The following is a 20,037-nucleotide window of genomic DNA, read 5'->3' as shown; positions in this document are numbered from 1 at the left end:
ATTTCAAAAGTCTATCGGGGACTTCGAGGTTCGACCGCTAGCAGGCTATATGGGGTGATCCCGCCAGTCGATTGTCCGTTTGGGCTCATGACTTGCGCTTGGGCTTGCTTCGAAGAAGGTCCGCATTGGGTCGCAACGGGTCAGACTGCTTTGCGCCCTCACCTTGGTCATAGAGGCAGCTTTGGTGTCTTCCCAAAAGCAGACGTCGATTAAGCAGCGCTTTGATGGCATCAGTGCGCCAAGAGAAGACGTGGCGGCCTTAACGACGTTGATTCACCGCTCAGCTACTCGACTTGTGATGCGGGCATTACATCTGCTCCCTCCATCACATAGGTCGCATAACGATGGTCGCGGATCAGGGTTATCTTCCGATCCTGCCACTCGAGCAGCATGAAATATGAAGGCGTTTCCGCCTCTTCCGTTGCCACCACCAGTATTTCACGACCTTCCAACCGTGCCGGTTCGAGGCGCACCCGAGGATACTCCGCATAGTAGTTAAAGAAGCGACCCACCTCCGAGGCACCAGAGATTTCCGGCCGTCGCGACTGGCGCAGCCGGACATCGTCCGCCAGCAGTCGGCGAAGCGCATCCCAGTCCTGTGCGTTGAAAAGCGCCGCGAAGTTCAGCGCTTCCGGACTCGGTGACGGCGAAACCTCTGGGGGAGCTGCGATGATTGAACGCAGTCTCGCCCGGCCGCGCGACAGGTGAGCCTTGACGGCATCCACACTCAGTTCCAGCATTGCCGCGATATCCGCAAGCGACTCTCCCAACACATCCTTGAGGATCACCGCGCTGCGCTGCGGGACAGGCAGTTCCACAAAGCGCCCCAAAGCGAAACGCACCGTGTCCTGCCGGATCAGTACGTCCTCTGCGCCGACGGTGCTGACATCGGCCAAATCCGATGCATTGTCGAGTGGTTCAGATCGATGGGCACCGCGCTGGCGCAGTATGTCGATGGCGCGATTGTGAACGATGCGAAACAGCCACGGTCGAATTGGCGTTCCCGGTGCGATCGAGCCGATACTCGCCAGGGCGTTGGCGAAGGCATCCTGTATCACATCCTCGCCGTCGATCACCGAACCCATGATACGCGCGGCGTAGCGGTGCAGCTCTGGGCGAAGCGTGTCCGCTTCGTTGGCCAGAGCGGCAAGCTGGATACTTACAGTGTCGGTTTCGAGACCAGCTGCATCCGTCATTCGATGACCGTCATCCCTGTATCTCCGCGAACGCCATAGACCATGGCGTCGGCAAGACCTGACGAACTGATCCGTTCGGCCACTATATCGCCGAAGGCCCGCGGAGTCATGTCCGGCCAAGTGGCGACCTGTTCGGCGATGCTCCGCCCCGCCGCAGCGGCGTAGGCTTTGATCCCCGTGTCGCCCACTCCGGTCCCGACGAACATCTGCCGGGGAACGATAACTCGGAACCTAAGGCCCAGGCCGAGTTGCTCAGATAGGCCTTCGGCATATTTCGCAATGAACCACTGGGCCCGTTTGGCCCCGGCGTAACCCCCGGACAGGGGCGATCCCTGCACTGCAGCACCGCTAGAGACCAGGACGACAAGCCCGCCTGGTGGCATTGGCAGCGTCAGCGCTGCCTGCACCCAGTGCAGTGACGCCTTGACGTCCACATTCCAATTGGCGGTGAAAGCTTCCCAGCCAATCCGATCAATTCGTTCCATTGGCGGTTCCGCACCTGCGTTCATTACGACCATGTCGGGTCGCGTCTCTGCTATGATCCGCTTCGTGGCATCGGCACTGGTTGCGTCAGCCGAGATCGTACGGACGCTCAGCTTCTCGTCGAGAGAGCCTGCGTTTCGGGCCACCACGGTGACCTTGGCGGCTCGTGCCGCGAACGCCTCGGCCATACCTAGCCCCAAGCCGCGGCTTCCGCCGACGACTAAAATTCGCTTTCCTTCCAAATGCATATCCCGGTCCTCACAAAGTTAATCCGGCCACTCGAAGGCGGCTGCGACAACGACGTTCTGAGCCGGCGAAAAGAGTCACCTTCAACCAAAATTCGGCGAGTTGCCGTTCGGGACTTCTATTTCTACGCAAACTAATGGCGATCGGCCTTGGCCATTAATGGCTCCAGAGAGTTCGAATGGACAGATCATTAAACTAAATGGTTGACTGAGAGATCGCGCCGCGCTAATTATACCATATGGTTGAACGAACACAGCAAGTCCCACTCAACGAAATCTTCCACGCGCTCAGCGACGATACCCGCCGAGCGATGCTTCGCGATTTGGCCAAAGGTGAGCGCACGGTTGGCGAGCTGGCGAAGTCACATCCCATGACACTGGCCGCGGCCTCGAAACACATCAAGGTTCTCGAGCACGCCGGATTGGTGAGCCGCGAGGTCAGGTGGCGCACACACATTTGCCGTCTTTCGCCCCTCCCGCTCAGGCGGGCCTTGGAGGAAATCGCATTCTATGAGCGGTTCTGGGCCGAACGGCTCGACACATTGGAGCGGTTGTTGCTCGAGGACGATGCGGCCGCCCCATCGAATTCATCAGACTCCGAAGGAGAGAGCACATGAACGAACACGCAGCTATTTCCGATTTGGGCACCATGGCCAACGGCTCCACCTTGATCGTGCAGCGCCTGTTGCCTGGTCCGGCGGAACGGGTCTGGAAATTTCTTGTTGACGGAGATCTCCGCAGCAAATGGCTGGCAGCAGGTGACATGCAGCTCGCGCCGGGAGCCGCTCTTGAACTGGTCTGGCGCAACGACAGTCTCAGCAGGTCCGACGACCCCAGGCCCGAAGGCTTCCCCGATGAACAGCGCATGCAGAGCCACGTCGTGTCGGTTGATCCAATGCGCCTTCTGACAATCGCGTGGGGCAATGGCAACGTCACCTTCGAGCTGAAAACTGTCGGTGACAAAGTCCTATTGGTTCTGACCCATAGCGGCCTCGACACCCCCGGATCGCGCAACATGATCGCTGCAGGATGGCACGTGCATCTCGATATCATGATCGCGAAATTATCAGACCTCGACGCGCCGTCGTTTTGGTCAACCTGGGCAGCGCTGAAAACTGAATATGGAAAGCGCTTGGCCCAGTAAGGCGTGGGGTTGGGCACTGGGCAAGAAATATCAGCAGGCGCGCCGCCGCAGCCTTTGGCATGAAAATCTCCAACTCAAGGAAACGCAAATGCGAAAAATGATAGCTGCAATGAAGGTCTCGTTGGACGGAAAATTCCAGGGTCCTGAAGGCTATGCGGATTGGGTCAACGGCTGGTCGGAGGACTACGATCTGGTTCCGCAGATCGATGCCTGCCTGCTCGGGGGGCAGATGTATCGGGGCTACGAGCAATACTGGTCCGCCATGCGCGACGATCCGAAGGGCCCCTCGCTGATGACCGGAACGCTACCGACTGAAGGTGAACGTGCATGGTCTAAAGGAATTCCGGACCTACCTCACTATGTGTTTTCCAGGACCATGACGGAGCCGCAGTGGTCGAACACACGGATCATTCGCAGTTTTGAGGACATTGCCGGGCTGAAGACCCAGTCCGGAAAGGACATTTATCTGATGGGGGGCGGTCAACTTGTCCGCACATTGATCGACATGGGCTTCGTCGACGAATTGCGTCTCATCACGTATCCGGTTATCGCCGGGGGAGCACATTCCCTGTTTGGATACGGTGAAACGCGTCACCAAGCTGAACTTGTCATGGTGCGGGACCTGGGGAGCGGCCTAGTCAGGTCCGACTATCGGTTCATGCCACAGCAATAATCAGCGGCGCGTTGGGCGACCAAGACCTCAAGTCGCCTTCGCGCTATTTGCGGTCATTCGACACCCCCATACCCCCCATCATCGAGTTTCGGGGCGAATTCTGCGATTGCAAAAGAGATGACGCTGCGCAGGCGCGGCGTCATCCGCCTGTCTCGATGATAGACAAGCGACATTGGCCGCTCGCGCAGATGCCAGTCCGGAAAAAGCCTGACCAGCAGGCCAGACTCGATATCCGCTGTCAGCAGTATGGCGGGTTGCATGATCACGCCCAATCCGGTGCGGGCTGCCATGCGAACAGCCTGACCGCTGTTGACGCTCATCGACATGCGCGGTGTAACTTCGACAGCCTCATCGTGTTTCGACAATTTCCATGGCGACTTTGCCGCAGGGGTGAACCCGACGGCTTCGTGGTTCGAAAGCTCGCTGGGATGCTGGGGCATTCCGCGGCTAGCAAGGTATTGCGGTGAAGCGCAAACGACCATCCTGTAGGGAGCAAGCTGGCGGGCGATGAGGCGGCTATCCGGAAGTTCGCCGATACGGAATGCAATATCGAATCCTTCCTCAACGATATCGACATTGCGGTCGGTCAACGTGACGTCCAGCGTCACGTCCGGTGCAATTTCACGATACCGTCCCAGGGCGGGCATCAGGGCTTCTGCCCCAAAGGTAGTCGGTGCCGTAATCCTGAGTTGGCCACGGGGGTTCGTCTGCGATGCCTCGGCCTCCTCATCCGCAACGGCCACACGCTCGAGAATGTCGCGGCACTGATCGACATAGGTCCTGCCGAAATCCGTCAAGCTCTGACGACGGGTCGTTCTGTTCAGAAGCCGTGTGCCAAGCCGCTCTTCCAGTGCCGCCACATGCTGGCCCACCATCGCGGGCGACATGCCGAGCTTGCTGGAGGCGGCACTCATTGAGCCCTCCTGAACGGTCGTCACAAAAACCTGCATGGACCGAAAAAGCCCCATTCGATAGTTTCACTTTCAGATGAATAATGTATTTTGGCAATTATCACTGTTTGCCTACCGAATTACAACCGCCCTGTTGCTGTAACCAAGGGAGCACGACATGGCGCAGAACAGATTTACGGGCAAAACGGTTTTCATTACCGGGGCAGGAACGGGAATGGGGCGGGCTGCCGCACTTCGCTTGGTCGAGGAAGGTGCCCAGGTCGCTCTTATCGGACGTCGCCCGCACCCGATCAACGAATTGCGGTCGGAGGTCGAGGCCGCAGGCGGCATCGCCATCGCAATTGCTTGCGACATCGCGGACAACGATGCAGTTGCAGCCGCGGTACAGACGACTGTAGGGCAGTTCGGGAAACTGGACGCCGTATTTGCAAACGCCGGGGTCCTGGGCGATTTTAAGCCCTTGGCGGTGACAGAAGCGGACGAGTTTGACGCGCTGATCGGGACCAACCTGCGCGGCACGCTTTTTACCATCAAGCAATGCCTGCCATTCTTAGACAACGGTAGCATCCTCATCAACGCGTCCAGGACTGCGAGTGGGGTCATGCCTGGAGCCGGGGCCTACGCCGGCACCAAGGGAGCCTTGCAGGCGATGATGCGTACGCTTGCGGTGGAGGAAGGTCCTCGGAACATCCGTGTCAATGCCATCAATCCGGGCATTATCCTGACCCCCATGGCAGACGATGTCATCGATCCCGTCTTTGCCGCGCGTTTGGCCAGCCACACGCCACTTCGCCGTAACGGTCGATCAGAAGACGTCGCGGGCACCGTTGCCTGGCTGCTTTCAGACGATGCCAGTTTCGTCACGGGCCAAGAGATCACCGTTGATGGCGGTTTCACCATCGGAGGCATCCGACCTTAGCCCGGTCCGACAGCACCGATTCCAAACTTTTCATCGCAACACGCAAAGTTGAATCAAAGTCCCGGCTTCGCGTGTTGTTTTCACAAGGCTTGGGCCGATACCGGAGGAGTGATGTGCGGCAGCTCAGGGCCAATGGGAGCCAAACCTTAGGGCAGCTTCGCGCCCGCATCTCAGTCATAGGATCCCGCTAAGCAAAGGCTCGAAAGCAGACAATGACGTGGACTCGCGAGGCGACATGTTTGTGCCAGCCGCGGTCGATCACAAGGCGGACGCCTACGCTAAAGGCGTCGACATCGTGCGCCATGCCAAGTCTCTCAGACTGCGGTCTTCCGCCAGACTTGCGGGAAAATCCGCTTGCCTGTGGTAGCGCTTTCGAATGCCGCATCGGCCAGTTGGAGGGCAATCAGCCCGTCCGTGCCCGAGGGGCTGATCGCCGTGCCTTTCTCGATCGCCGAGATGAAGGCGGCGATCTCGTTGGCATAGGCTTCCGTATAGCGGGTCATGAAGAAATCGTGCAGCGGCGGGCGGGTATAGCCGTCGCCGTTGGCGATCTCGATCGACACCGGACGCTGGTTCTCAGCCGACACGACGCCCTTCGAGCCATGCACTTCGATACGCTGGTCGTAGCCATAGGTGGCACGGCGGGAATTGGAGATCACCGCCTGCTTGCCCTTCGCGGTTTCCAGGATCACCGTGACGGAATCGAAATCGCCCGCCTCGCCGATCTCGGGATCGACCAGCACGGCCGCGTGGGCAGACACCGAAGCGACCTCTTCACCGAGCAGGAAGCGCGCCATGTCGAAATCATGGATCGTCATGTCGCGGAAGATGCCGCCGGAACGCTTGATGTAGTCGACCGGCGGCGCGCCCGGGTCGCGTGATGTGATGGTGACCATCTCCACGGTGCCGATCTTGCCGTCATCGATGGCAGCGCGAACCGCCATGAAATGCGGATCGAAGCGGCGGTTGAAGCCGACCATCAGCTTGGCGCCGGTCTCTTCCACCACCTTGAGGCAGGTTCTCACCCGCTCGGAATCGAGATCGATCGGCTTTTCGCAGAAGATCGCCTTGCCGGCGCGGCTGAAGCGCTCGATGAGATCGGCGTGTGTGTCGGTCGGCGTGCAGATCACGACGGCGTCGATGTCATTGGCTGCCTCGATCTGGCTGATCGAGCGCACTTCCGCGCCATATTGCGCGGAAAGCGCATTGGCGGCATCCGCGAAGGCATCGGCGACGGCCACGAGCTTCGCATTGGGATTGGCACTGACAGCCTTCGCATGCACCTTGCCGATGCGACCTGCGCCCAGCAGGGCAAATTTGACTGTCATTATCGTCTCCCGGTTTCAGGTGTTGTCGAGAAGTTCGCGGAAGCGGCGGAGTTCCGGTTCCGGAACGCTCACGAGATGCTTCAATTCGGGATAGGCGCCCGACGAAACATCATTCCTGAACTCCCGGAAGGCGGAAATCCTTTCCGTCTGCAGCCGGTCGAATTCGGCGGCGAAGTTGCGATAGGTCTTGGCGTGCCGCGGTACGTGATCGCGGTTCTGGCCGAGCACGTCGTCGGCAAAGAGATATTGTGCGTCACATCCGGCGCCGGCACCCATCGAAATCATGAGCAGGCTGGTCCGCTCGCTGATTGATGTGGCGATCTCGGCGGGAACGACCTCGATCTCGGCCGCAAAGGCGCCGGCATCCTCGAGTGCCTTGACCGCGTTCCAGATCGCGATCGCGCTGTCAGCTGTCTTGCCGACGGCACGGAAACCGCCGGTCCAGGTGGCCTTCGATGGGATGAGGCCGACATGGCTGCAGACGGGAATGCCTTCATCCCGCAGCCGGCGGATCGTGGCGAGGCTTGCCGCACAATAAACGGCGTCGCCACCAGCGCGCACGGCCTGGAAGGCCGCCCTGAGGTAGTCTTCCGCAGTGATGAAATCGCCGTATTCCAGGCCAGGAACAGCGAAGACGGACGGTGCCGCTTCGCGGAAGCCGGGGCCGAGCAGGGTGGGAGGAACGGAGACCATCTCGATGCCGGCCGCTTCGGCCGCTGCCGCCTCGTCGAGCGTTATGACACGCAACATGCTCAATTGCCGCTTTCCCTTGAGCGCCAGGAGATCCGCAACGGTCGGCCGATAGGACTTTTTCATGGATATTTCCTTATGCTGCCTTGAGCAGGCCTTTGAGTTTCGTGGCGGGATCGGCCAGGCTGACGGGATCGGGATGGGCCATGTTTGCGATCAGCATTTCGGCGAGGCGGATGTCGCGGGCCACGGAATTGCCTATCCCCAGCCCGGAAGCGGCGACCAGCCTGCCGCCCGCCGCCAGGTGAAAGAGGATCAGACCACCATCCTCCTGATGCCGCTCGACTGTTGTCGCGGCCTCGTCCAGCAATCCCGCGACTTGCAGCGTGAGATCGTATTGATCGGACCAGAACCACGGCGCGCCGCTCACCGGGCTGGCTTCGCCCAGCATGTTTGCGGCAGCGAGTATTCCTTGTTCCTGGGCGCTGCGCCAGGACTCGAGCCGCACGCGCCGGCCGCCATAGATGGAGAGTGGGAAGTTGCAGCAGTCGCCGGCCGCGAGGATATCGGGGTCGGACGTGCACAAATATTCATCGACGAGGATGCCATTTTCGATTTGTAGACCGGCCCCGGCGGCCAGTTCTGTGTTGGGGGTCGCGCCAATGCCGATAACCACGATGTCGGCTTCGATCTGCATGGCGTCGGCCATCAGGATGACCACACCACCCGGTCCGGAATCGATGGAACTGATACCGGTGCCACAACGGATATCGACGCCTTCGGCAACGTGGCGGGTCTGCAGGCGCATAGCAAGCACCTCCGGGACGCCACGCATCAGGATGCGTGGAAGAGCCTCCACCACTGTGACATTCGCGCCGGCCTGGCGCGCGATGGCTGCCAGCTCCAGGCCGATGAAGCCGCCGCCGACAACGGCAATCGTTCGGCCCGGCGCCATCCACGGATGGAGGGCCAGCGCGTCTGCGTATGTCCTGAGGTAAAAGACGCGCTTTCCATCTGCGTCAAGGCCGGGAAACGGGCGTGGCCGGGCACCAGCGGCGAGCAGCAGCTTCTCATAGGAATAGACGAACCCATCGCGCAGGTGGATGGTTTTGCTCTGCCGATCAATCGAAACGACGGACTGGCCGAGGACAAGCTCGATGCCAGCGGCCTCGTAACGGTCAGCGGGGGCGAGGTATTTCGGCTCGGCACTGTCCGAAAGCAGCCCCTTTGACAACGGCGGGCGCTCATAAGGAAGGTGGCTTTCATCGCCTGTCAGGACCACACGCCCCCGATAGCCACGCTCCCGGAGCCCGAAAGCGGCACGTGCGCCGGTCTCGCCGGCACCGACAATGATCATGGCTCGTTCCGACACGATCAATCCGCCTGTAAATAAACGCGGCCGCCTTCGACCTTGACCGGATAGGTCCTAAGGTTGACGCAGACCGGGGCACCCCTGGCTTCGCCGGTCTTGTAGTTGAAGCGACCGTTATGCTTTGGACACTCGATGATGTCATCCATCACAAGCCCGTCGGCGAGATGGACCTTCTCATGGGTGCAGAGCCCGTCCGTCGCATGGAACGTATCATCGGGGCTGCGATAGATGGCAAATGTCCTGCCGGCGTGATCGAAGCGGATCACGTCCTCCTCGTCGATCCCGTCGCGCTCGCAGACTTCAACCCAATCGCTCATAGTCTCCTCCAGTCTCTTTCTCAAAGTCGGGCCTGTTATTCGGCCGCCGATGCCATTGCGTCGCCATGGAACTCTTCCCTATACGGCCGCGCCGTCGGCGGCATTTCACGCTTGAGAAAATAATCTTCGTTGCGAAGCTGCCGGAGAAAGGCCGGGATCATCTCGCGATAGCCATGCAGGATCGAGGGATTCGGCGCCGGCAGGTCATCCTTGATCAGCGCGTGCAGTCTCGGCAGAGCGTGATAGGGCACCATCGGGAACATGTGGTGCTCCACATGGTAGTTCATGTTCCAGTAGATGAAGCGGCTGACTGGATTCATATAGACGGTGCGGCTGTTGAGCCGGTGGTCGGTCACGTTATCGGCCAGGCCTCCGTGCTGCAGCAGGCCGGTCATCACGTGGTGCCAGGCGCCGTAAAGACGTGGCAGGCCGATTAGCATCAGTGGCAGGATCGAGCCCATGGCCACGGCCAGTGCGATAGTCGCCGCATAAATGGCGAGCCAGATCCGCGCGACGCGGATCGCCCCCGGCTGCTCACTCTCTGGGATGAAGGTCTTTTCCGCTGCGCTGATCACACCGAAGGCATTCCGTACCATGTCGATGACGGCATGCCAGGCATCGAGAAGGCCGAAAAAATTGAGGATCAACCGCATGAGGTCCGGTGGCCGCATGACGGCGATCTCGGGATCTCGGCCGACGATGACCGTATCGGTGTGGTGCCGTGTGTGGCTCCAGCGCCAAGTCACGGGGTTGCGCATGATCATGAAGCAGGCGATCTGGTAGACGACGTCGTTCATCCACATCGTCTTGAAGGCCGTGCCGTGGCCGCATTCATGCCAGCGGCTGTCGGATGCCGAGCCGTAGAGGACGCCATAGGCTAGTAAGAACGGCAGGCACCAGAGGCTGCCCCAGAAATAAATCCCGAGCCCGCCGAACAGGACAAGGCAACCGAGCCAGATCGCGGTGTCCCGGATCGCCGGGCCATCCTCGCGCTTCATCAGCTCCTTCATCTGCTTGCGCGGCACGTCGGTATGATACCACTCGGCCGCCGACAGGCCGTTGGCGACCGCGGCCTGTGCGTCCCGCCCGAGAAGGCTGTAGTCTCTCTTCGTCGCACTTGTCGCCACTGGTGTATCTCCTCGCGTCGCTGGCCCGTGTCGAACCCAACGTCAGTCAGGATTAGCAGCGCCGAACCGGAGTACAATGGCGGTGCGACATATTCTTTCATTTTCCATCATTTGATATAAGCATTTTGATAATTTCATATCATGAGGAAAAGCGAATGGCCTCGCGCCCAACGATTGCAGATCTTGCAAAGGCGGCAAATGTCAGTGTTGCGACGGTCGATCGCGTGCTCAACGGGCGACACAGGGTGCGAGAAGACACCGCGAAGCGTGTCTATGAAGCCGCCAATGCAATCGGCTTTCACGCGGTCAGCCTGCTTAGGCAGCGGGTTCTGGAAGGATTGCCGGTCTACAAATTGGGCTTCATCCTACGAAAGCCCGAACAGTATTTTTATCAAGCGTTCGCCCGAGAGATCGAACTCGCCGTTCAGAATAGCCAAAGCATGAGGGGCATCGTTCAGATCGAATTTTGCGACAGCCAGATTCCGTCCGATCTGGCTGCAGCACTCCGCGACGTTGGAAGCCGCAACCAAGCCGTCGCAATGGCTTCCCCCGACTATCCGGCATTGACCGTGGCGGTAGAGGAATTGAAAGGCAAAGGCATTCCGGTTTTCTCAATGCTGTCGGATTTCGCTTCGGGTATCCGAGAAGGCTATGTCGGTCTCAACAACAGGAAAGTTGGACGGACGGCGGCCTGGTTGATCTCCAAAATGGCCAAACAACCCGGCAAGGTGGCGGTCTTTGTCGGCAGCCACCGCTTCCATGGCCACGAGCTTCGCGAGATCGGCTTCCGCTCGTATTTTCGAGAGAATGCGCCGGATTTCGAGGTGCTCGATACGCTCGTCAATCTTGAAACCAGCCAGATTACCCACGAGGCGACCCTCGATCTCCTGCACCGCCACCCGGACCTCGTTGGCTTCTATGTCGCCGGCGGCGGCATGGAGGGAGCAATTTCGGCCCTTCGGGAAGAAGAACTTCGAGGCAAATATATCGTCGCCGTCAACGAACTGACACCGGAGTCGCGTGCGGCGCTTGCCGATGACGTGGTTGCACTCGCTGTGGCCACGCCGCTGCAGCATCTTTGCCGGGAACTGGTGCGGCTGATGGTCTCCGCGATTGAAAATGGGCCGGCAAGCGCTCCGGGCCAGACGTTTTTGCCGTTCGAAATGTTTGTGCCGGAGAATATCTGATCGGGAATGAAAGATAACTGTCATATGCTTTTTGCGATATATTGCAATAATGATAGAAATTTCAGCATGATTGTTTTGACGAATGACATAAAAACTGGTGACTGAGAGGCGAGGCGGGAGGATAGACGCTGCCGGGCCTTCATCAGGAGACTTACACGAATGTCCGAACTTGGGTTCGCGCTCAACCACATGGCTGAGCCCCACTTGCCGCCGCCCCAGCTGATCGAGACAGCAAAGGCGCTCGCGATCCGCTGCTCCCTGATCTTCAAATGTGGATACCTCTATCTTCATGGCGCTGCGGCGTCTTGACATGCCCCAAAAATGGAATATGTATTCCGATATATGGAATATAGAAATTTATGTTCCATTTGCTCGGCGGGAGACGAGCATTGCAATCTCTGCCTCGGCTGTGTTTCCGGGGCTCCGGTCAATTCGGGTGCGCCGGACACCCATGTGGAGGAGAATGAATCATGAAAAAACTTCTACTTGGAACGGCCATTGCGTTGTTGATGTCAGGCGCTGCCTATGCCGGCGACATTGGCGTATCGATGGCCAATTCGGATACGTTCCTGACGGTGCTGCGCAAGGGCATCGAGAAGTCTGCGGCTGACGCCAATCAGCCGGTGCAGATCGAAATCGCCGACGACGACGTGCAGAAGCAATTGTCGCAGATCCAGAACTTCATCGCGTCGAAAGTCGATGCGATCATCGTCAATGCGGTGGATACCTCGGCGACTGCACCGATGACCAAGATGGCCAACGATGCCGGCATCCCGATCGTCTACGTCAATCGCCAGCCGATCGACGTCGATGCGCTCGGCCCCAAGGGCGCCTTCGTCGCTTCGAATGAAGTGGATTCCGGCACGCTGGAAACCAAGGAAGTCTGCCGTCTGCTCGGCGGCAAGGGCGACATCCTGGTCATGGTCGGCGACCTCGCCAACCAGGCTGCCGTCCAGCGCACCAAGGACATCCATGACGTGATCGCCACGCCGGAATGCGCTGGCCTCAAGGTTCTCGATGAGCAGACCGCCGTCTGGGATCCGGTCAAGGCACAGGACCTGATGACCAACTGGATCGCCGCCGGCCACAAGCCCGCCGCCGTCATCGCCAACAACGACAACATGGCGATCGGTGCGATCAACGCCATGAAGTCGGCAGGCTGGGACATGAAGGATGTCGTCGTCGGCGGTATCGATGCCACGCAGGAGGCGCTCGCCTATATGAAGGCCGGCGATCTCGATGTCACGGTGTTCCAGGACGCGTTCGGCCAGGGTTCCGGTGCGGTCGATGCCGCGATCAAGCTCGCCAAGGGCGAAAAGATCGAAGCCAAGGTCTGGATTCCCTTCCAGCTCGTGACGCCCGAAAACATCGACAAGTTCGTCACCAAGAACTGATGTGACTTGCCGGACATCTCGCGCATCAGTGCGGCGGATGTCCGGCTGTCATCCCGACCTGTTGAATGCGCGAGGAGATGCGCGATGACCCCTGTCGTCAGCCCCACGACCATGAAGGCCGTGCGCGAAAGCGGTGCCGTGCCCGGCTCCGAATTCCTGCTTGAAGTCGAGGATGTTCGTAAGGAATTCCCCGGCGTCGTCGCGCTGGATAATGTCCGGCTGACGCTGAAGCGCGGCACCGTCCATGCGCTGATGGGTGAGAACGGCGCTGGCAAATCGACGCTGATGAAAATCCTCGCCGGCATCTACACGCCCGATAGCGGTACGTTCAAGCTGCGCGGCCAAGTCATCCGCCTCAAGAGCCCGCTCGACGCGCTGGAAAACGGCATTGCGATGATCCACCAGGAACTCAACCTGATGGGGCCGATGACCGTGGCGGAGAATATCTGGATCCGCCGCGAGCCGAAAAACCGTTTTGGCCTCATCGATCACGGCAAGATGCGCCATATGACCGAAGAGCTGTTCCGCCGCCTCGATATCGACATCGATCCCGAGATCAAGATCGGCAAGCTCTCCGTTGCGAGCCGCCAGATGGTCGAGATCGCCAAGGCGGTATCGTTCAATTCCGACGTCCTGATCATGGACGAGCCGACATCCGCGCTCACCGACAAGGAGGTCACGCACCTCTTCAAAATCATCCGTTCACTGAAGGCCGAGGGCAAGGGCATCATCTATATCACCCACAAGATGAACGAGCTCTTCGAGATCGCCGACGAAGTATCGGTGTTTCGCGATGGCCATTATATCGCCACCAAGGCTGCGGGCGAGGTGACCCGCGACGACATCATCCGCATGATGGTTGGCCGCGAGATCACCCAGATGTTCCCGAAGGAGACGGTGCCGATCGGCGATGTCGTGCTGTCGGTCAAAGGGTTGACGCTGAAAGGCGTGTTCCACGACATTTCCTTCGATCTGAGAGCCGGTGAAATTCTCGGGCTGGCCGGGCTTGTCGGTTCCGGCCGCTCGAATGTCGCCGAAACGATCTTCGGCGTCACCCCGGCAAGCTCGGGGACCATCCATATCAACGGCAAGGAAGTGACGATCGCTTCGCCGGCGGTCGCCATGCGCCACGGTATGGCCTTCCTGACGGAAGACCGCAAGGAAACCGGCTGCTTCCTGCTGCTCGACATTCAGGACAATGCGCAGATGGCGGTGCTGCAAAACCGTTATTCCAAGTTCGGCTTCGTTCAGCAGAACAAACTCGCCAAGGACGCGGCGGCGATGTCCAACAAGCTGCGTGTTCGCACGCCCGACATGCATGAGCCGATCATCAATCTTTCGGGCGGCAACCAGCAGAAAGTGCTGATCGCCCGCTGGCTGCTGACCGAACCGAAGATCCTGATCCTCGACGAGCCGACGCGCGGCATCGATGTCGGCGCCAAGGCCGAGATTCACAGGCTGATCTCGCAGCTGGCGGGGCAGGGCGTCGCGGTAATCATGATCTCGTCCGAGATGCCCGAGGTGCTGGGCATGAGCGACCGGATCATGGTGCTGCACGAGGGACGAATGACGGGCATCCTGGATCGCAAGGATGCGGACCAGGTCAAGATCATGGAACTGGCCTCGCATTGAATGCGGCCAACGGGGGAGAAACAAGACATGTCGGCAAACGAACTCGGCAGCACATCCACGACCGGTCTGAAGAAGGTCCGCAGGCTGCCGGCGGAAGTGTCCATTCTCGGTGTGTTGATCGGCATTGCGATCGTCTTCGAGATTCTCGGCTGGTATGTGGTCGGCGAGAGCTTCCTGGCCAACAAGCAGCGGCTCTCGATCATCGTGCTCCAAGTGGCTGTTATCGGCATCATCGCGGTCGGTGTGACGCAGGTCATTATCACCGGCGGTGTCGATCTGTCATCCGGTTCGATGGTTGGCCTTATCGCCATGGTCGCGGCGAGTTTCGCCCAGACGGCGATCAATTCGCGCGCCGTGTTCCTGCAGCCGGAATGGTCGCAATTCGGCTTCTCGTGGTTCATCGATTCAAGCCCGCTCTGGGCGATTGCGGCGGGGCTCTTGCTGGGCTTGCTGCTCGGCTTCGTCAATGGCTTCATCATTGCCAAATCAGGCATCCCGCCCTTCATCGCGACGCTGGGCATGATGGTCTCGGTTCGTGGTCTCGCCAAATGGTACACGGAGGGCCAGCCGGTCGCCCTGCTCAGCCAGGATTTTGCCTGGCTCGGCCAGAGCTTTGACCTCTGGGGCTTCCCGGTGCCGCGTACGGTGATCATCTTCTTCATCGTCGCGATCATCTGCCATGTCGCTCTGTCCTACACGCGCTACGGCAAGTTCACCTACGCCATCGGCGCCAATCCGCTTGCCGCACGTGTCTCGGGTATCGATATCGGCAAGCACCTGATCAAGGTCTATGCCGTCGCGGGCATGCTCTCCGGCCTCGCCGGCGTCATGCTTGCCGCCCGTGCACAATCCGGCCAACCAAATATGGGCGTCGCGTTCGAACTCGACGCCATCGCCGCAACCGTCATCGGCGGCACATCGCTCGCCGGCGGCGTCGGTCGCATCACCGGCACCGTCATCGGCACTATCATCCTCGGCGTCGTCACCTCCGGCTTCACCTTCCTCAAGGTCGGCGCCTACTACCAGGAAATCGTCAAGGGCATGATCATCGTCACCGCCGTCATCATCGACGTGCAGCGCCAGAAACGAAAATCCCGCGCCTGATCCTCCTCCCGGCGCTCCTGGCGGCGCGGTGCTTCGGCACTGCGCCGCCTCTTTGACAGTCATGCGCTCCCCTGCTTTGGAAGACTATCTATGAAGTTCGTATTGACCGTCACCTGCACATCCACGCGCGGCATCGTCGCGGCGATCTCGGGTTTCCTCGCCGACAAGGGCTGTTACATTATCGACAGTTCGCAGTTCGACGACCTGGAGACGGGCCTGTTCTTCATGCGCATCACCTTCACCAGCCAGGAAGGCGCCACGATCGAAGACATCGCCAAGGGTTTTGAGCCGGTCAAGGCGAAGTTCGGCATGACAAGCGAATTCCATGACAGCGATCACAAGATGAAGGTCATGCTGATGGTGTCGCGCTTCGGGCACTGCCTCAACGATCTTCTCTACCGCTGGAAGATCGGTGCGCTGCCGATCGATATCGTCGGCGTCGTGTCCAACCACTTCGATTACCAGAAGGTCATCGTCAATCACGATATCCCATTCCATCATATCAACGTGACCAAGGCCAACAAGCCGGAGGCGGAAGCGCGCCTGATGGATGTCGTGACATCTTCGGGCGCCGAACTGATCGTGCTCGCCCGCTACATGCAGGTTCTGTCGGATGCCGTCTGCAAGAAGATGTCGGGCCGCATCATCAACATCCACCACTCCTTCCTGCCGTCGTTCAAGGGTGCCAATCCCTACAAGCAGGCCTATGAGCGCGGCGTGAAGCTGATCGGTGCCACCGCGCATTATGTCACCGAGGATCTCGACGAAGGTCCGATCGTCGAGCAGGACGTCGCGCGCATCACCCACGCGCAGAGCGCGTCGGACTATGTCTCCATCGGCCGCGATGTCGAGAGCCAGGTGCTGGCGCGTGCAGTGCATGCCCACATCCATCACCGGGTGTTCATGAACGGCAACAAGACGGTCGTGTTCCCGGCCAGTCCCGGCTCCTACGCCTCCGAGCGCATGGGATAATGAATAGGTCAGCGCGAGGGGATGTCACGGCTGGATCCGACTTCATCCCGATGAAGGCCACACGCGCAGTCGGGGACGGAATTGATGATCGACGCGCAATGGACAACACACACCTGGTCATTGTCATTGCAGTGATCCCCCACCCGCACCGGGCTGCTATGAATTGAAGGAGAACTGACTTGAGTGGCACGATAAATTTCGCACTGAACCACATGACGACGCCGCGAATGACCAGCCGCGAGCTGATCGATCTGGCGGCCAGGCTCGGTTGCATCGGTGTCGAACTTCGAAACGACCTGGCCAGCAAAGGCCTTACCACACGCGAATTCTTCGATGGCGAGACGCCTTCGGCGATCGGTGAATACGCCCGCGGTAAAGGCGTTCGGCTCCTGGGTCTCTCGGAGGTCTACGGCTTTAATCGCTGGTCGGGCACGATAAAGGACAAAGTCGAGCTGCTGATCGCCCAGGCCAAGGACGCCGGGGCCGAGTCGATCAGTCTCATCCCGAGCAATGATGGGGCTGTGGAATCGGACGAGAAGCGCCTCTCTGATCTCCGTGGCGCACTCGCCATCATCCTGCCGATGCTCGACGAGGCGGACCTCATCGCGCTCGTGGAGCCTTTGGGATTCACGACATCGTCGCTTCGGCGCAAACGCGAGGCCATCGACGCGATCGAAGCTGTCAGGGGCAAGGACCGGTTCCGCCTTGTGCATGACACCTTCCACCACCACATCGCAGGCGAAACTGAATTCTTCCCCGAATGGACTGGCATCGTCCACATCTCGGGTGTCGTCGATCCCTCGTTGAGACCCGAGCAAATGCAGGATAATCATCGCATCTTGGTCAATGAGGCCGATCGCCTGCGGAACGTCGAACAGATCAGGGCCCTAAACGCTATGGGCTACATGGGTGCCTATTCCTATGAGCCTTTCGCTGCGTCCGTGCATGCCGATCCGAATATTGAGGCGAGCCTCCAATCGAGCATGAAGTTCCTCGAAACGGCCACTTGAATGACAGGCTGATACCAACTGTCATCGACCAGAAACGATGCGCCCATCGCCGCTGAACGATGAAGATGATTTTCCACGGCTTGATTTGGAGCTCTCGCGAGGCGCGGCAGCAATAATCGGCGATGTCGTCGCAGGACTTGAAATTGGTTTGAGAGCCAGATGTTGCGCATGAATTCTACCTGCGTTCGTGATGCTACCTCTTCGAACCTTATCGGTTGTTGTGCGCGAGCCTAGCCGGGTCGAATACGGCTTCCTGGTAACGATGGAGAACGTGTCCGCTTTCGACGATGGGACGCCAGAAGCGGACCAGCGGGAAACGGCCCCAAAGCGGTCATTCATCTAACCCGACGCTGGTGTCCCTTGCTGGAGGAAAACCCGGCATAGGGCGGACCTATCAGCGCAAATAGCCGGAGGCGTCGCAAGTTCACGCTATGGCTCTCTCGCTATCGCTTCATATTGAGTTAGGACACTTGATGTGAGTAAGGGACAACTTCGAGTATTGAACCAAACCAATTGAGTTCGCGAGATTCTGAAGTCCAAATCCCGAGCCACCTGTGCCATACCTCGCTGACATGCCTTCCTGCTCGTGACCCATGAGTGCCTTGCTCACGTCATCCGGAATCTGAGCCAGTCGGCACGCATCTTTGAAATTATGTCGCGTCGAGTGAAAGACCTCCTTGTTCCCAGTGATGCCAAGCTTGTCGAGCAGGCCAGCATAGAGCCTGGACATCTTATTGGACGGCTTGGTTGAACCCTCGGTTATCGCATCTGGAAACAACCGAACTGTTCCTTTTTCTCGCTGACCCTTCACGAAACTCAGAAAGCCAAGTTTTAGCAACTGGGGATGAATAGGGGTTCGACGCCAACTCGCGCTGGTCTTGAGCGATTTTGGATAGGGGTGGCCTGGATCTGTCTCCGAAAAATCGAAGTAAGGGATTTCGTTCTCAACCTTTATGTCATCCACGTGTAGCTGAATGATCTCTCCAAGGCGTGCACCGCTAAAAATCCCGATCAAGAATACCCAGAATTTTGCGGTGTGTTCAAGCGTCACGGGACCAGGCTCGCTCCATCGTGCTTCCGATTTGCAACCTACATATAGTGGTGACGAGACGATGGTCTGAAGCTGCTCGATGCTGAATGGATTGCGGTCATCCGCCTGGCCCTGCTTTGCCCGATCGGTTTGTCCTGCCATCGGGTTGCTAGTGCACTCGTCATAGGACGACATGCAGTGAGAAAAGAACGCGGATACCTTTCTGATCAGTTTATTGATTGTGACAGGAGACAAGAGGTCTGCTTTCTTGAGGTTCCCGGCCAGCTCTGCTGCCTCGGTGAGGGTGAGATTTTTGTACTGCGCCTTCTTGTGGACGTTGGCGGGCAAGCGAAGCAAGACAGACTTAAACTTTCGTCCATCCGCTTTGTCGTAGGCGCCGATAGGCTTGTCTCCGCAGATTTCTGTGAATGCGGTCAGTGCAGCGTCGTGCTCGTCGCGCGTATTTGTCGTCCATTCATTCACGCGCAGTTTCTTCGTAAACCACTCTTGCACAACTTCGGACATCTTCGGTCCAGATGAGGAAGGGGATGTAGCGGTCACTGGCACTCCGGTCGATTCACCGGCGGTTTCTCGCGACGCTGGCTCCTGGCTGTGACTGACGACTTCCCTGAGCGCGGCTTGCTTCGCCAGCAGAAGATTGCGGGCTTGTAGTCTGTCTCCTCCTGCGGCCGATATGAATTCGCGAATGTCGCCCCGTGCAAGAGCAACGCCCGCTGCCTCCAGCTCAATCTTGCGCTGCTGGCGAATGCAGTAGCTGAGAAATGGAACGAGATCACCATTGTGCAGGAGGTGACGCGCGTAGTCTGTCTCAGGGATTTCAATCAGCTTTCCAGACCAGAATTTTTCGGGGTTCTGTTCCGCTTCGATAAACAAGCGCTCTCGCATACGGAGATCGTCTTCAATGATCTGTGCGCGTATTCGTTCGGCTGTCCTTGCCGTCGAAGACTGCTCAACATCGTCGGCGACGGCCGACGGCGTGCCAATTTCCATGAGCTGCCGCTGCTGTTCGAAATAGTCGTCAATCTTCGTCGCTTCGGATCGATATCGGCGAATGGCTTCCGCCTCATCACCTGTTCGAAGAGACTTAAGTATCTCTTTGCGGTTCAAAAACTGCTGAAGATCGCCGGGAACGACCCGGCGAATCTGATAGTTTTTGCCTCTTTTGAAGAATCCTGCATCCATTTTACCCATAGTATCATTCGCTCCAATTCTGTAGCAAGAACTGTAGCAGCCAAGACGCGCAAACCCCTGTATTGCAGGGTGTTCAGAGTTTTCAATGGCT

20 protein-coding genes are annotated in these 20,037 nt (G+C 58.8%); 11 read left to right on the top strand and 9 right to left on the bottom strand.

The features are described from left to right. Nucleotides 1-284 precede the first annotated feature (284 nt). Together ACSQ26_RS19410 and ACSQ26_RS19405 are read right to left on the bottom strand one after the other, a co-directional pair. Complete coding sequence (locus ACSQ26_RS19410) at nt 285-1,196, bottom strand: sigma-70 family RNA polymerase sigma factor (protein ID WP_436011729.1); 912 nt, start codon at nt 1,194-1,196, stop codon at nt 285-287. Further along, entirely contained in the window at nt 1,193-1,927 is a 735-nt protein-coding gene (locus ACSQ26_RS19405; protein ID WP_436011727.1) for an SDR family NAD(P)-dependent oxidoreductase, read from the bottom strand. The genes ACSQ26_RS19410 and ACSQ26_RS19405 overlap by 4 nt, the downstream gene beginning before the upstream one ends. A 236-nt stretch (nt 1,928-2,163) precedes the next feature. On the opposite strand from ACSQ26_RS19405, the gene ACSQ26_RS19400 reads away from it, so the two are divergent. From ACSQ26_RS19400 to ACSQ26_RS19390, 3 genes are read left to right on the top strand one after another with little or no spacing between them, the layout of a single operon-like run. Next, nucleotides 2,164-2,541: an ArsR/SmtB family transcription factor gene (locus ACSQ26_RS19400; protein ID WP_436011725.1), complete on the top strand. Its 378-nt coding sequence runs from the start codon at nt 2,164-2,166 to the stop codon at nt 2,539-2,541. Beyond that, nucleotides 2,538-3,068 carry an SRPBCC family protein gene (locus ACSQ26_RS19395; RefSeq protein ID WP_436011723.1) on the top strand — a complete coding sequence of 177 codons (531 nt, stop codon included), beginning with the start codon at nt 2,538-2,540 and terminating at the stop codon, nt 3,066-3,068. Before ACSQ26_RS19400 ends, ACSQ26_RS19395 begins: the two co-directional genes overlap by 4 nt. Beyond that, complete coding sequence (locus ACSQ26_RS19390; protein WP_436011721.1) at nt 3,046-3,741, top strand: dihydrofolate reductase family protein; 696 nt, start codon at nt 3,046-3,048, stop codon at nt 3,739-3,741. The genes ACSQ26_RS19395 and ACSQ26_RS19390 overlap by 23 nt, the downstream gene beginning before the upstream one ends. 53 nt (nt 3,742-3,794) lie before the next feature. Here the strand turns inward: ACSQ26_RS19390 and ACSQ26_RS19385 are convergent, their stop codons facing one another. After that, on the bottom strand, nt 3,795-4,709 hold the full coding sequence (locus tag ACSQ26_RS19385; RefSeq protein WP_436011719.1) for a LysR family transcriptional regulator: 915 nt from the start codon (nt 4,707-4,709) through the stop codon (nt 3,795-3,797). A gap of 100 nt (nt 4,710-4,809) precedes the next feature. Here ACSQ26_RS19385 and ACSQ26_RS19380 point away from each other — a divergent pair, with 100 nt between their 5' ends. Then, nucleotides 4,810-5,571, top strand: a complete 762-nt coding sequence (locus ACSQ26_RS19380; RefSeq protein ID WP_436011717.1) for an SDR family NAD(P)-dependent oxidoreductase — start codon at nt 4,810-4,812, stop codon at nt 5,569-5,571. A gap of 314 nt (nt 5,572-5,885) precedes the next feature. Here ACSQ26_RS19380 and iolG read toward each other — a convergent pair whose 3' ends face one another. Genes iolG through ACSQ26_RS19355 form a run of 5 tightly spaced genes read right to left on the bottom strand, consistent with a single transcriptional unit; the run spans nt 5,886 to nt 10,405 of the window. After that, a complete protein-coding gene (gene iolG, locus ACSQ26_RS19375; protein ID WP_436011715.1) occupies nt 5,886-6,899 on the bottom strand; it encodes an inositol 2-dehydrogenase in 1,014 nt (337 codons plus the stop codon). Between the two features lie 15 nt (nt 6,900-6,914). Further along, complete coding sequence (locus tag ACSQ26_RS19370; RefSeq protein WP_436011713.1) at nt 6,915-7,715, bottom strand: 3-methyl-2-oxobutanoate hydroxymethyltransferase; 801 nt, start codon at nt 7,713-7,715, stop codon at nt 6,915-6,917. 10 nt (nt 7,716-7,725) lie between these two features. Continuing rightward, entirely contained in the window at nt 7,726-8,946 is a 1,221-nt protein-coding gene (locus ACSQ26_RS19365; RefSeq protein ID WP_436011711.1) for an NAD(P)/FAD-dependent oxidoreductase, read from the bottom strand. Nucleotides 8,947-8,963: 17 nt separating this feature from the next. Continuing rightward, on the bottom strand, nt 8,964-9,278 hold the full coding sequence (locus ACSQ26_RS19360) for a MocE family 2Fe-2S type ferredoxin (protein ID WP_436011709.1): 315 nt from the start codon (nt 9,276-9,278) through the stop codon (nt 8,964-8,966). A 35-nt stretch (nt 9,279-9,313) separates the two neighbouring features. Then, the gene (locus ACSQ26_RS19355) at nt 9,314-10,405 is read right to left on the bottom strand and encodes a fatty acid desaturase family protein (protein WP_436011707.1); all 1,092 of its coding nucleotides are present in this window, start codon (nt 10,403-10,405) and stop codon (nt 9,314-9,316) included. A gap of 155 nt (nt 10,406-10,560) precedes the next feature. Here ACSQ26_RS19355 and ACSQ26_RS19350 point away from each other — a divergent pair, with 155 nt between their 5' ends. From ACSQ26_RS19350 to ACSQ26_RS19320, 7 genes are all read left to right on the top strand, one after another. Next, nucleotides 10,561-11,592 carry a LacI family DNA-binding transcriptional regulator gene (locus ACSQ26_RS19350; RefSeq protein ID WP_436011705.1) on the top strand — a complete coding sequence of 344 codons (1,032 nt, stop codon included), beginning with the start codon at nt 10,561-10,563 and terminating at the stop codon, nt 11,590-11,592. A 159-nt stretch (nt 11,593-11,751) separates the two neighbouring features. Further along, nucleotides 11,752-11,901, top strand: coding sequence for a hypothetical protein (locus tag ACSQ26_RS19345; RefSeq protein ID WP_436011703.1), 150 nt, complete (start codon nt 11,752-11,754; stop codon nt 11,899-11,901). 161 nt (nt 11,902-12,062) lie between these two features. Beyond that, nucleotides 12,063-12,986, top strand: a complete 924-nt coding sequence (locus tag ACSQ26_RS19340) for a sugar ABC transporter substrate-binding protein (protein WP_436011701.1) — start codon at nt 12,063-12,065, stop codon at nt 12,984-12,986. Between the two features lie 84 nt (nt 12,987-13,070). Further along, nucleotides 13,071-14,618 (top strand): sugar ABC transporter ATP-binding protein, encoded by a 1,548-nt coding sequence (locus ACSQ26_RS19335; RefSeq protein WP_436011699.1) that lies wholly within the window; start codon nt 13,071-13,073, stop codon nt 14,616-14,618. Between the two features lie 27 nt (nt 14,619-14,645). Beyond that, a complete protein-coding gene (locus ACSQ26_RS19330) occupies nt 14,646-15,722 on the top strand; it encodes an ABC transporter permease (protein ID WP_436011697.1) in 1,077 nt (358 codons plus the stop codon). Nucleotides 15,723-15,812: 90 nt separating this feature from the next. Continuing rightward, nucleotides 15,813-16,694, top strand: coding sequence for a formyltetrahydrofolate deformylase (gene purU / locus ACSQ26_RS19325; protein WP_436011695.1), 882 nt, complete (start codon nt 15,813-15,815; stop codon nt 16,692-16,694). A gap of 179 nt (nt 16,695-16,873) precedes the next feature. Next, entirely contained in the window at nt 16,874-17,704 is an 831-nt protein-coding gene (locus ACSQ26_RS19320; RefSeq protein ID WP_436011693.1) for a TIM barrel protein, read from the top strand. A gap of 451 nt (nt 17,705-18,155) precedes the next feature. Here ACSQ26_RS19320 and ACSQ26_RS19315 read toward each other — a convergent pair whose 3' ends face one another. Then, entirely contained in the window at nt 18,156-19,946 is a 1,791-nt protein-coding gene (locus tag ACSQ26_RS19315) for a DUF6538 domain-containing protein (protein ID WP_436011691.1), read from the bottom strand. Nucleotides 19,947-20,037 lie beyond the last annotated feature (91 nt).

Source organism: Rhizobium sp. LjRoot254, from assembly GCF_964254105.1.
In the GTDB taxonomy this organism is placed as follows: domain Bacteria; phylum Pseudomonadota; class Alphaproteobacteria; order Rhizobiales; family Rhizobiaceae; genus Rhizobium_E.
The sequence above is the reverse complement of the archived record's forward strand: the minus strand, read 5'-3'. Positions and strand labels throughout refer to the sequence as shown.